This window comes from Ensifer sp. PDNC004 (assembly GCF_016919405.1).
Classification (GTDB): Bacteria; Pseudomonadota; Alphaproteobacteria; order Rhizobiales; family Rhizobiaceae; genus Ensifer.
In genome coordinates this window covers 1,668,438-1,679,747 of sequence record NZ_CP070353.1, presented here as the reverse complement: position 1 = coordinate 1,679,747, position 11,310 = coordinate 1,668,438, and the positions used below count along the sequence as shown (strand labels likewise).

The 11,310-nt window shown below is 63.4% G+C and carries 11 protein-coding genes; 10 read left to right on the top strand and 1 reads right to left on the bottom strand.

Features of this window, described 5'->3' with window-relative positions:
* The first annotated feature begins 28 nt into the window (after nucleotides 1-28).
* The 7 genes from JVX98_RS16410 (at nucleotide 29) to rarD (ending at nucleotide 5,645) form a co-directional block, all read left to right on the top strand.
* Nucleotides 29-412, top strand: coding sequence for a VOC family protein (locus tag JVX98_RS16410; protein WP_192447386.1), 384 nt, complete (start codon nucleotides 29-31; stop codon nucleotides 410-412).
* 12 nt (nucleotides 413-424) lie between these two features.
* Complete coding sequence (locus JVX98_RS16405) at nucleotides 425-916, top strand: GFA family protein (protein WP_192447385.1); 492 nt, start codon at nucleotides 425-427, stop codon at nucleotides 914-916.
* On the top strand, nucleotides 913-1,389 hold the full coding sequence (locus JVX98_RS16400; RefSeq protein ID WP_192447384.1) for a GFA family protein: 477 nt from the start codon (nucleotides 913-915) through the stop codon (nucleotides 1,387-1,389). The genes JVX98_RS16405 and JVX98_RS16400 overlap by 4 nt, the downstream gene beginning before the upstream one ends.
* Nucleotides 1,362-1,883, top strand: coding sequence for a GFA family protein (locus JVX98_RS16395; RefSeq protein WP_205239205.1), 522 nt, complete (start codon nucleotides 1,362-1,364; stop codon nucleotides 1,881-1,883). The genes JVX98_RS16400 and JVX98_RS16395 overlap by 28 nt, the downstream gene beginning before the upstream one ends.
* A gap of 2 nt (nucleotides 1,884-1,885) precedes the next feature.
* A complete protein-coding gene (gene pip, locus JVX98_RS16390; protein WP_205239204.1) occupies nucleotides 1,886-2,854 on the top strand; it encodes a prolyl aminopeptidase in 969 nt (322 codons plus the stop codon).
* Between the two features lie 24 nt (nucleotides 2,855-2,878).
* On the top strand, nucleotides 2,879-4,495 hold the full coding sequence (cimA, locus tag JVX98_RS16385; protein ID WP_205239203.1) for a citramalate synthase: 1,617 nt from the start codon (nucleotides 2,879-2,881) through the stop codon (nucleotides 4,493-4,495).
* A gap of 217 nt (nucleotides 4,496-4,712) precedes the next feature.
* On the top strand, nucleotides 4,713-5,645 hold the full coding sequence (gene rarD / locus JVX98_RS16380; protein ID WP_043616557.1) for an EamA family transporter RarD: 933 nt from the start codon (nucleotides 4,713-4,715) through the stop codon (nucleotides 5,643-5,645).
* A gap of 67 nt (nucleotides 5,646-5,712) precedes the next feature.
* Here rarD and JVX98_RS16375 read toward each other — a convergent pair whose 3' ends face one another.
* Nucleotides 5,713-6,333, bottom strand: a complete 621-nt coding sequence (locus tag JVX98_RS16375) for a TIGR00730 family Rossman fold protein (RefSeq protein WP_192447381.1) — start codon at nucleotides 6,331-6,333, stop codon at nucleotides 5,713-5,715.
* Between the two features lie 243 nt (nucleotides 6,334-6,576).
* Between JVX98_RS16375 and JVX98_RS16370 the strand changes: the two genes are divergently transcribed.
* From JVX98_RS16370 to JVX98_RS16360, 3 genes are all read left to right on the top strand, one after another.
* Nucleotides 6,577-8,340, top strand: a complete 1,764-nt coding sequence (locus tag JVX98_RS16370) for a LysM peptidoglycan-binding domain-containing protein (protein ID WP_205239202.1) — start codon at nucleotides 6,577-6,579, stop codon at nucleotides 8,338-8,340.
* A 205-nt stretch (nucleotides 8,341-8,545) separates the two neighbouring features.
* The gene (locus JVX98_RS16365) at nucleotides 8,546-10,432 is read left to right on the top strand and encodes an ABC transporter ATP-binding protein/permease (protein ID WP_192447379.1); all 1,887 of its coding nucleotides are present in this window, start codon (nucleotides 8,546-8,548) and stop codon (nucleotides 10,430-10,432) included.
* A 178-nt stretch (nucleotides 10,433-10,610) separates the two neighbouring features.
* Nucleotides 10,611-11,309 carry a phosphatidylserine decarboxylase gene (locus tag JVX98_RS16360; RefSeq protein ID WP_192447378.1) on the top strand — a complete coding sequence of 233 codons (699 nt, stop codon included), beginning with the start codon at nucleotides 10,611-10,613 and terminating at the stop codon, nucleotides 11,307-11,309.
* The last annotated feature ends 1 nt before the right edge of the window (nucleotide 11,310 follow it).

The following is an 11,310-nucleotide window of genomic DNA, read 5'->3' as shown; positions in this document are numbered from 1 at the left end:
GCGCATGCATGAAAGAGGAGTTCGTGCGATGATCGACCATACGGGCATTCCAGTCGCGGATTTCGACCGGGCGCAGTCGTTCTACGACAAGGCCTTTGCTCCGCTTGGTGCCTCCTTGCTGATGATGGTGCCGCTGGAACACACCGGCGGCCTCAAGGTGGGCGGTTATGGCCGCGAGCGGCCGGTCTTCTGGCTGCATGAGACGGCTGCGACGGGGCCGGGCCGGCACTACGCCTTTTCGGCGCGCAGTCGCGCCGAGGTCGATGCCTTCCATCAAGCGGCAATGGCCGCCGGCGGGCGTGACAACGGCAAGCCGGGGCTGAGACCGCACTACCACCCGGACTATTACGGGGCCTTCGTATTCGATCCCGACGGCAACAATATCGAAGCCGTCTGCCACGCGCCGGGCTGAGGAGAGATTGCGATGAGTCTGGACAACAGGCCCTATTACACAGGCGGTTGCCAGTGTGGCGCAGTGCGTTTTCGCATCAAGGGCAGGCTCGGCGATGCGTCGGTCTGTCATTGTCGCATGTGCCAGAAGGCCAGCGGCAATTTCTACCTGCCGCTGGTTTCCGTCGGCGGCGCGCATGTCACCTGGACGCGCGGCGAGCGCAAGCGCTACCAGTCGTCCAATTTCGGCTGGCGCGGTTTCTGCGGCGATTGCGGCACGCCGCTGACCTATGAGGCGCCCGACGGCATGGCATTGGCGATTGCCGCTTTCGACGAACCGCAGGGCATCACGCCAACGGTGCAATGGGGCATTGAAAGCAAGTTGCCCTATACCGACCACGTGGCCGCGCTGCCCGGTGTTCACACGATGGAAGACCCGGACGCCGTGGAGTTCCTGGAGAAACTCGTTTGCTATCAGCATCCCGACCATGACACCGAGACCTGGCCCCCGGAGGAGAAGCGATGACCGAAAACGTTCGAACAGGTGGATGCCAATGCGGCGCGGTCCGCTTCCGGATCAAGGGGGAACTCGGGCGCGCGTCGATCTGCCATTGCCGCATGTGCCAGAAGCAATTCGGTTCATTCTTCTCGGCGCTGGTGACGGCGCCGAAGGATGGTGTCGAATGGGTGCGGGACGAGCCGAGCTACTTCCAGTCCTCGGTCAACATCGACCGCGGCTTTTGCCCGAAATGCGGAACGCCGATGACCTACCGGCATCCGGGCGGCCTCGAGATCGCCATCGGCACCTTCGACGATCGTTCCGATCTTGCGCCGAAAATCCAGGTCAACCACGCCTCGCGTCTGCCCTGGGTCGAGACGATCTTCGAGCAGCCGGTGCTTGAGGATCAGGATTTCTACGCCAGGCAGGAAAGCATCATCTCGTTCCAGCACCCGGACCACGAGACAGATCAATGGCATCCTTCGGGAGCATTCCGGTGACCATCGCGCGAATCTATACGGGTGGATGCCAATGTGGCGCCGTGCGCTACCGCGCCGAGGGCGTGCTTTCGGACCCGCATATCTGTCATTGCCGCATGTGTCAGAAAGCGACCGGCAACTACTTCATGCCGCTCGCCAATGCGCCGCGCGACACGTTCGACATCACCCGCGGCCAGCCGTCCTGGTTCCGCTCGTCGCATCTGGTGCGCCGCGGCTTCTGCAGCGATTGCGGCACGCCGCTGTTCTACGATATGCCCGACGAGAACTTCATCAACATCGCGCTCGGCTCGCTCGACGACCCTGATGACGTGCAGCCCGTTTACCAGTCGGGCGTCGAATCTCGCGTCATATGGTTCTCGCGGCTCGCGGGCCTGCCGCCGAGGGAGACGGATGACGGCACCGAGGTGTCGGCGACCCGCCATCTGATCGTCCTCGAAACCAACCGCCAGCATCCCGACTACGACACCGTGCACTGGCCGCTTACGAAAGACTGAAAATGACGACTGTTTTGCGTACACTTTATCCGGAAATCGAGCCCTATGCGTCGGGCCATCTCGACGTCGGCGACGGCCACACGATTTATTGGGAGAAGGCTGGCACACCGGGCGCGAAGCCCGCCGTCTTCCTGCATGGCGGCCCCGGCGGCACGATCTCGCCGAGCCACCGCCGTCTGTTTGATCCGGCGCTCTACGACGTAACGCTGTTCGACCAGCGCGGTTGCGGCAAGTCGACGCCGAATGCCAGGATCGAAGCCAACACCACCTGGCATCTCGTCGCCGATATCGAGCGGCTGCGCGAGATGGCCGGCGCCGACAGGTGGCTGGTCTTCGGCGGTTCCTGGGGATCGACGCTGGCGCTCGCCTATGCCGAGAAGCACCCGGAACGGATTTCCGAACTGGTGCTGCGCGGCATCTACACGCTGACCAAGGCCGAGCTCGACTGGTACTACCAGTTCGGCGTCTCGGAAATGTTCCCGGACAAATGGGAGCGTTTCATCGCGCCCGTTCCCGAGAACGAGCGCCACGAGATGATGCAGGCCTATCACCGCCGCCTGATGAGCGACGACAAGGCGACGCGCCTTGAGGCCGCCAAGGCCTGGAGCATCTGGGAAGGCGAGACGATCACGCTTCTGCCGGAACTTGCAACCAGCGCGCCCTTCGCCGAGGACGATTACGCCGATGCCTTCGCGCGGATCGAGAACCACTTCTTCGTCAATGCCGGCTGGATGGAAGAGGGCCAATTGCTGCGCGACGCCCACCGGCTGCACGGCATTCCAGGTGTCATCATCCATGGGCGCTACGACATGCCGTGCCCGGCGAAATACGCTTGGCAACTGCATAAGGCCTGGCCGGGATCGGAGCTTCATCTGATCGAAGGCGCAGGCCACGCCTATTCCGAGCCCGGCATCCTCGATCGGCTGATCCGCACCACGGACCAGTTCGCAGGCAAGACCGAGCAAAACTAAACAGAGCATTTTTGGACGAGAGCCATGACCAGGGAACGCATCTACCTCTTCGACACGACGCTGAGAGACGGGCAACAGACGCCCGGCATCGACTTTTCCGTCGAGGACAAGATTGCGATTGCCGGCCTGCTCGATCAGTTCGGCATGGACTATATCGAAGGCGGCTATCCCGGCGCGAACCCGACCGACACGGAGTTCTTCGGGCGCAAGCGAACCCAGAAGGCCTCCTTCGTCGCCTTCGGCATGACCAAGCGCGCCGGGGTTTCCGCGTCGAACGACCCAGGCCTCGCAGCTCTATTGGCGGCGAAAAGCGACGCTATCTGTCTTGTCGCCAAGAGCTGGGACTATCACGTCGAAGTGGCGCTCGGCTGCACCAACGAGGAGAACCTCGACAACATCCGCGCCTCGGTCGAGGCGGTGGTCGCCTCGGGCCGCGAGGCGATGGTCGATTGCGAGCATTTCTTCGACGGCTACAAGGCCAATCCCGCCTATGCGCTTGCCTGCGCGAACACGGCCTTTGCCGCCGGCGCGCGCTGGGTGGTGCTCTGCGACACCAATGGCGGCACGCAGCCGCCGGAGGTCCGCGAGATCGTCGCCGCCGTGATCGCTGCCGGCGTGCCCGGTGCCAATCTCGGCATCCATGCGCATAACGATACGGGCCAGGCGGTCGCCAATTCGCTGGCGGCGGTGGAGGCCGGCGTGCGGCAGATCCAGGGAACGCTGAACGGTATTGGCGAGCGTTGCGGCAACGCCAATCTCGTCACGCTGATCCCGACGCTGGCGTTGAAGGAGACCTATTCAAGCCGCTTCGAAACGGCGATCGACGCCGATCGCTTGCTGGAGCTGACGAAGCTCGCCCATTCCTTCGATGAACTCTTGAACCGCTCGCCCGACCAGCAGGCCCCTTACGTCGGCGCGTCGGCCTTTGCCACCAAGGCCGGTATCCACGCCTCGGCGCTGCTCAAGGATCCGCGCACCTATGAGCATGTGGCGCCCGAGAGCATCGGCAACCTTCGCAAGGTCATGGTGTCCGACCAGGGCGGCAAGGCCAATTTCATCAACGCGCTGAAGCGACGTGGCATTGTCGTCAGCAAGGACGATCCGAAGCTCGACAAGCTGATCGCCATCGTCAAGGAACGCGAAGCGACCGGCTATGCCTACGAAGGCGCGGATGCGAGCTTTGCGCTGCTCGCCAGCCGCATCCTCGGCACGGTGCCGGATTTCTTCCACGTCGAAAGCTTCCGGGTGATGGTCGAGCGTCGCTTCGATGCCAACGGCCATCTGAAGACCGTCTCGGAAGCGGTGGTGAAGGTGGTGGTCGACGGCGAGACGATGATGTCGGTTGCCGAAGGCCACGGCCCGGTCAACGCGCTGGACCTGGCGCTGCGCAAGGACCTCGGCAAGTACCAGTCGGAAATCGAAGACCTGGAGCTCGCCGACTACAAGGTCCGTATCCTCAATGGCGGGACCGAGGCGATCACCCGCGTTCTGATCGAATCGACCGATGGAACGGGCGCGCGCTGGTGGACCGTGGGGGTCTCCGACAACATCATCGATGCGTCTTTCCAAGCGCTGATGGACAGTATCGTCTTCAAGCTGCTGAAGAACCGCGACCACGTCGGACTGATCGCAGCCGAGTAATCTCGGCGATCGGTCCATAAACGCTGATGGACTGGGCATGGGAGAGGGTGAGCAAAACTCATTCTCCCTTCACGGAAATGAATTGGTGCATCACCGGCCATTGGGGTAGGACGCACCAATGGGAGATCGTGCCGGCTGACAGGCTGTGCCCTCCCTTCTGACCGGAGAGCGGCCATTGCCGCCAGGGCTCTCCGGCAAAACACCAGGAAAAGATGATATGGCCGAGCCGAAAGCACCCGCCGAAAATACCGATTCCGCGAAAGGCTTTGCCTTCGCGCTGACCGCCTATCTGCTTTGGGGCTTCCTGCCCTTCTTCATGAAGGCTGTCGCTCATATTCCGGCGCCGGAAGTCGTGGCGCACCGGATCGTGTGGTCGGTGCCGCTCGCGGGTCTCGTTCTGCTCTGGCTCGGACGCACCGATGATATCAAGGCGGCACTGCGCTCGCCGCGCATGCTGTGCATGGCCGCCCTGACCGCCGTGCTCATCACCATCAACTGGGGCATTTATGTCTGGGCGATCGGTGCGGGCCGCGCCATCGAAACCGCGCTCGGCTACTACATCAATCCGCTCTTCTCGATCTTTCTCGGCGCCGTGCTTTTGAAGGAGAGGCCGAACCCGGCGCAGATGGTTGCCATCGCGCTCGCTGCCTCCGCCGTTGCCGTGCTTGCCTTCGATGCCGGCGGTCTGCCTTGGGTGTCGATCGGTCTCTGCCTGTCCTGGGGCTTCTATGCCTTCTTCCGCAAGACCCTGCCGGTTGGCCCCAACCAGGGCTTCTTCCTGGAAGTCCTGCTTTTGAGCGTACCGGCCATCGGCTACATCATCTGGCTGGAGACGACGGGGCAGGGACATTTCGGCGACACCGGCATGGCCGACGTCCTGTGGCTGCTGTCCTGCGGCATCGTCACGGCCGTGCCGCTGATGATCTACGCCAACGGCGCCAAGCTCCTGCGCCTGTCGACGATCGGCATCATGCAGTACATCGCGCCGACGATGATCTTCGTGATCGCCGTCTTCGTCTTCCACGAGCCCTTCGGCACGGCGAAGCTCATCGCCTTCGGCCTGATCTGGGCGGCGCTGGTGATCTATACAGGCGCCATGCTGGCGGAAAGCAGGGCGCGCCGCGCCCTGCAGGCAAGCCCCGCCGAATAAGGCCAATCGATAGAATCAAAAAAGGCGCGCCGGGTGGCGCGCCTTTTTTGTTGGCCGAATGCGTTTCTTAAAGCTTGGAGATGATCTCGGTTTCGCCCTCACGGCCGTTGCCGCCGCCAGCGGCCGCCAGGATGGTCGGCACGATGTCGGCCGCGTCATTGACGACAAGCGGCTGCACGAGATGCGCCGTGTGGACGAAGCCTTCCTCGCGCATGTGCTGCAGGAGGTCCATCATCGGCCTCCAGAAATTGTTGATGTTGCCGAAGACCATCGGTTTGCGGTGACGCCCGAGCTGCGCCCAGGTCATGATCTCGACGATCTCTTCCAGCGTGCCGATGCCGCCGGGCAGCGCCACGAAAGCGTCGGCGCGTTCGAACATCGTATGCTTGCGCTCGTGCATGTCGGCCGTCACGATCAGCTCGTTCAGCTGGCCGAGCGAATGGCGGGTCGCTTCCTTGTCCATCAGGAATTCGGGGATGATCCCGGTGACTTCGCCGCCATTGGAAAGCACGCCGCTGGCGACCGCTCCCATGATGCCGCGGGTGCCGCCGCCATAGACCAGGCGAAGCCCGTGATCGGCGATGGATCGGCCAAGCGCGCGCCCGGCTTCCATGTAGGCATTGTCACGTCCCGGCTGTGAACCACAGTAGACGCAGATGGATCGAATCGTGCTGTTCTCGGTGCTCATGCCCTCAAAAAACATTGCAGCGCAGCATGGGTCAAGAAAAATGAGGGGAAACCCGGCTTTCTGCGGGTTGCCGCCCCTTCGGCTGCTTGTATGCCGAATCGCGAATCGCTAGCAATTTCAGTGATTGATTGAAGAAATCGGACGAGTTGCTTGCTGTTGCGCTATAATGACGGCGCAAGCCCGCACCGCAGGCCGATGAGAGGGCATGCGCGGAGCGTTGCTCCGCTCCGTGTGGAGAGTGGCATGATCAAAAATAAGGCCGGCTGGGTGGCCATTTCTGTCCTCGTGGCAGCAACAGCGTTGATGGTATTCGTAATTCAACCGAACTTGCGCGGCGACAGCAAGAAGCCGGCGGCCGATCAGGCGGCAGGCACCGCGACGCAGTCGACCGAGGCGACGCCCGCGACCGGTGGACCGCAGGCGACCGGCGCCTCTGCCGAGACCGCCAAGACGGATGCTGTGCCGCAGCAGGAGCAGCCGAAGGCCGAAGCGGCGACCGCCGCCAACGCGCCTGAGACGGATCCGGCCCTTCCCGGTTTCGACGTGCTGCGCGTTGAGCCAGACGGCTCGACGGTGATCGCCGGCCACGCCCAGCCGAATTCGAAGCTTGAGATCCTGAGCGGCGACACCGTGGTCGGCACAGCCGATGTCGGCGCGACCGGCGACTTTGCCGCGGTCTTCGACAATCCCCTTCCGGCGGGCGACCATCAGCTCACACTGCGCAGCACCGGTGAAAACGGTGCGGTGAAGAGCTCCGAGGAAGTAGCGACGGTTTCCGTTCCCAAGGATCCGTCCGGTCAATTGCTTGCCATGGTCTCGAAGCCGGGCACGGCGAGCCGTCTGATCACGACGCCGGGCGCGGCGGAGGAAGTCGCCGCTGCGGACCTCAAGCCGGCCGAGGTTGCTTCCGCAACGCCGCAGGCGGTCGATGCCGCCACGGCGCCGGCGCAGCTTTCCGGCGTTCCGGGCCTGCAGGTGAGCGCGGTCGAGATCGAAGGCAGCAAGATGTTCGTCGCCGGCAGCGCCAAGGCCGGTGCCTTGGTGCGCGTCTATGCCGACGACAGGCTCGTCGGCGAAATGAAGGCTGACGACAAGGGCCACTTCGTCGTCGACGGTCAGATCGAGTTGACGGTGGGCAGCCACATCATCCGGGCGGACATGCTGAACGAGGACGGCACCAAGGTCGTGATGCGCGCCTCGGTTCCCTTCGACCGGCCCGCAGGATCGCAGGTTGCGGCCGTAGCGCCTTCGGGCACGCCGTCGGCAACCGCCGGTCTCGATGGCCTGCGTGCGGAAGCTGGAAAGGCGCTGGCGCTCTTGAAGGGGCTCTATGCCAATGGCAAGGTCCCGAACGGCGAGCAACTGGCTGCCGCCCGTTCGGCGACCGAGATCGCGTTGAAGTCGCTTGCGGATTTCCGTCTTGCCGACAATTCCGATCAGACGCTCGTCGCCTCGGCGACGCGGGCCGCAAAGGCCGCGGCCAGTGCGCTCGCGGCGCTGAAGGCAGCGCCTCAGGACCCGTCGAGCGTGGCGGCGGCCCTTACCAAGGTTGATGCGACCGTCGGTGCGGTCCTGGCCGAGCAGGGCAGCGCCACGCCGGCGTCACCCGAGAAGGCTCAGCCGAAGGACAATGCCCCGGCGCCGGGTGAACTGGCAAAGGCGATGGGTGCTGGGAGCGCGGTTGTAAACGATGCCGCACCGGCACAGCCGGCGACCGAAGCCGCAGCTGTTGCAGCATCGCCCGACCAGCCCCAGGCGCTCGAGCAGGCTCCGCTCAAGGAGAGCAAGAGTTCGGTGATCATCCGCCGCGGCGACACGCTGTGGCAGATCTCGCGCCGCGTCTACGGCGCGGGCCTGCGCTACACCACGATCTATCTCGCCAACCAGGATCAGATCGAGGACCCGGACCGCATTCGTCCGGGCCAGGTCTTCGGCGTGCCGGACAAGGCGCTGCCGGACGAAGAATCGCGGGAAATTCACAAGAAGCACATGAAACAAGAGCAATAAGCAGCCGATCTGCGGCCGCCGACATTGCGGCGGCAGCGGCGGATGCCTATCTCCCGACCAAGGGCGGCGCCTTCGACAGGGCGCCGCTTTTCATTGAACGGTGATGACGGCGCCTGAGGTCTTCGTTTACAGGGAAGGCTCGGCGCAGAGCTTGGATGCGCGACAATCTGCCTCCAAGCGCGCAAACGTAAGAGCGGATCAGAACGTGGCACCCCAGAAGAAAACCGTTTCGGCCGATACCAGCAATCCCCTGCAGACGATCGCCAATCTGTGGCCCTACATGTGGCCGTCGGACAGGGCCGATCTCAAGCTCCGGGTGATCTGGGCAACGGTCATTCTGATCATCGCCAAGGTCGTGCTGATCCTTGTTCCCTATTCTTTCAAATGGGCAACCGATGCGCTGAACGGCAAGCCGGATGTCCTGGGCTTTCTGCCCGTGTTCATGACCGGCGCGGTCATGCTGGTGCTCGCCTATAACCTTGCCCGCCTTTTGCAGGCCGGGTTGAACCAGCTGCGCGACGCGCTTTTTGCAAGCGTCGGCCAGCATGCCGTGCGGCAACTCGCCTACAAGACCTTCATACACATGCACCAGTTGTCGCTCCGCTTCCATCTGGAGCGGCGCACCGGCGGGCTTTCGCGCGTCATCGAGCGCGGCACCAAGGGCATCGAAACGATCGTCCGCTTCACGATCCTCAACAGCGTGCCGACCCTGATCGAGTTCCTGCTGACGGCTGTGATCTTCTGGTGGGGCTACGGCTTCAGCTATCTCCTCGTCACCGCCGTCACCGTCTGGCTCTACATCTGGTTCACCGTGCGCGCGAGCGACTGGCGCATCGCCATCCGCCGTTCGATGAACGACAGCGACACCGACGCCAATACCAAGGCGATCGACTCGCTGCTGAACTTCGAGACGGTCAAGTATTTCGGCAACGAGGAGATGGAAGCCCGTCGCTTCGACAAGTCGATGGAACGCTACGAGGCGGCGGCGACTCAGGTCTGGACGTCACTCGGCTGGCTCAACTTCGGCCAGGCGCTGATCTTCGGCGCCGGTACGGCCGTCATGATGATCATGTCGGCGCTGGCCGTTCAGCGCGGCGAACAGACGCTGGGTGACTTCGTCTTCATCAACGCCATGCTGATCCAGCTTGCGATCCCGCTCAATTTCATCGGTTTCGTCTACCGCGAAATCCGTCAGGGGCTCACCGACATCGAGCATATGTTCGATCTGCTCGACGTGCGTGCCGAAGTGGTGGATCGCCCGGATGCGAGCGAACTTGTCATCGGCAAGGGCGCCATCGCCTTCAAGGACGTGCATTTCGCCTATGATGCGGCGCGCCCGATCCTGAAGGGTATCACCTTCGAGGTGCCCGCCGGCAAGACGGTTGCCGTGGTCGGGCCCTCCGGTGCCGGCAAGTCGACGCTCTCGCGCCTGCTCTATCGCTTTTACGACGTGCAGGAAGGGGCGATCACCATCGATGGCCAGGACGTGCGCACAGTGACGCAGAAGAGCCTGCGCTCGGTGATCGGCATGGTGCCGCAGGACACGGTGCTCTTCAACGACACGATCGCCTACAACATCCGCTATGGCCGCGTTTCGGCGAGCGAAGCCGAAGTCGAGGCGGCGGCCGAAGCCGCGCAGATCGCCGAGTTCATCCGCACGCTGCCGGAGGGCTTCCAGGCGATGGTCGGCGAGCGGGGCCTGAAGCTTTCGGGCGGCGAGAAGCAGCGCGTCGCGATCGCCCGCACGATCCTGAAAGCCCCGCCTATCCTGATCCTCGACGAGGCGACGTCCGCACTGGACACCCGCACGGAGCAAGAGATCCAGTCGGCCCTCGACGTCGTGTCGCGCAACCGCACGACGCTTGTGATTGCGCATCGGCTCTCGACCGTCATCAACGCCGACGAGATCATTGTGCTGAAGGACGGCGTCATTGCCGAACGCGGCACCCATGGCGAACTGATCGACCGCAACGGTCTCTATGCCTCGATGTGGAGCCGCCAGCGCGAAGCGACGCAGGCAGAAGAGCAACTGAAGCGCGTGCGCGAAAGCGACGATCTCGGCATCGTCACGCGTGGCGAGCCGGCGGTTTGATGGTGTCTTTTTCTTTGCTGAGCGCGACGCGTTTTGTCGCTACCGGGCGGGCGGCGTTGCCCGCCGGGACATTTCGCGCTAGAGCGGGGGCAGGAAATGCGTTTGCGGTTTTCCGTCCGCATCCCGCGCTAACTTATAGAAAACGATCACGTTCCACGGAAAATCTGGAGTAGAGTTCATGAGCCTGGTCAATACGATCCGCAACACGCTCGTTCCGGTGCACAAGGAAGGCTATCGCTTCGTCGCGATCTTCTTCGTCGTGTCACTGGTGCTTGGCTTCCTGTGGGAGCCGTTGATGTGGATCGGCTTCGTGCTGACCGCGTGGTGCGCTTACTTCTTCCGCGATCCCGAGCGCATGACGCCGCTTGACGACGATCTGGTGATCAGCCCGGCTGACGGCCGCGTCTCGTCGATCGCGACGGTCCTGCCGCCGGAAGAATTGAACCTCGGCTCGGAACCGATGCTGCGCATCTCCGTTTTCATGAATGTGTTCAACTGCCACGTGAACCGCGCGCCGATGGCCGGTACCATCACCCGCGTCGCCTATCGCGCCGGCAAGTTCGTCAATGCCGAGCTCGACAAGGCCAGCCAGGAGAACGAGCGCAATGGTCTGGTGATCGACACCAAGCACGGCGCCATCGGCGTCGTTCAGATCGCCGGCCTCGTTGCCCGCCGCATCCTGTGCTGGAAGTATGAGAACGGCTCGCTGGAGGCCGGTGAACGTTTCGGCCTGATCCGCTTCGGCTCGCGCCTCGACGTGTTCCTGCCGGCCGGTGCCGAGCCGCGCGTCAGCGTCGGGCAGACCGCCGTTGCCGGTGAAACGGTGCTTGCCGAGTTTGGCTCGGCCAAGGGCCCGGTCATCAGCCGCCGCGCATAAG

Excerpts from the sequence above, each read along its gene's own strand:
- JVX98_RS16410 (WP_192447386.1), top strand. The coding sequence starts at position 29 with ATGATCGACCATACGGGCATTCCAGTCGCGGATTTCGACCGGGCGCAG.
- JVX98_RS16395 (WP_205239205.1), top strand. The coding sequence starts at position 1,362 with ATGGCATCCTTCGGGAGCATTCCGGTGACCATCGCGCGAATCTATACG.
- JVX98_RS16375 (WP_192447381.1), bottom strand. The coding sequence starts at position 6,333 with ATGAGCACCGAGAACAGCACGATTCGATCCATCTGCGTCTACTGTGGT.
- JVX98_RS16360 (WP_192447378.1), top strand. The coding sequence starts at position 10,611 with ATGAGCCTGGTCAATACGATCCGCAACACGCTCGTTCCGGTGCACAAG.
- rarD (WP_043616557.1), top strand. The coding sequence starts at position 4,713 with ATGGCCGAGCCGAAAGCACCCGCCGAAAATACCGATTCCGCGAAAGGC.
- JVX98_RS16405 (WP_192447385.1), top strand. The coding sequence starts at position 425 with ATGAGTCTGGACAACAGGCCCTATTACACAGGCGGTTGCCAGTGTGGC.
- JVX98_RS16370 (WP_205239202.1), top strand. The coding sequence starts at position 6,577 with ATGATCAAAAATAAGGCCGGCTGGGTGGCCATTTCTGTCCTCGTGGCA.
- cimA (WP_205239203.1), top strand. The coding sequence starts at position 2,879 with ATGACCAGGGAACGCATCTACCTCTTCGACACGACGCTGAGAGACGGG.
- pip (WP_205239204.1), top strand. The coding sequence starts at position 1,886 with ATGACGACTGTTTTGCGTACACTTTATCCGGAAATCGAGCCCTATGCG.
- JVX98_RS16400 (WP_192447384.1), top strand. The coding sequence starts at position 913 with ATGACCGAAAACGTTCGAACAGGTGGATGCCAATGCGGCGCGGTCCGC.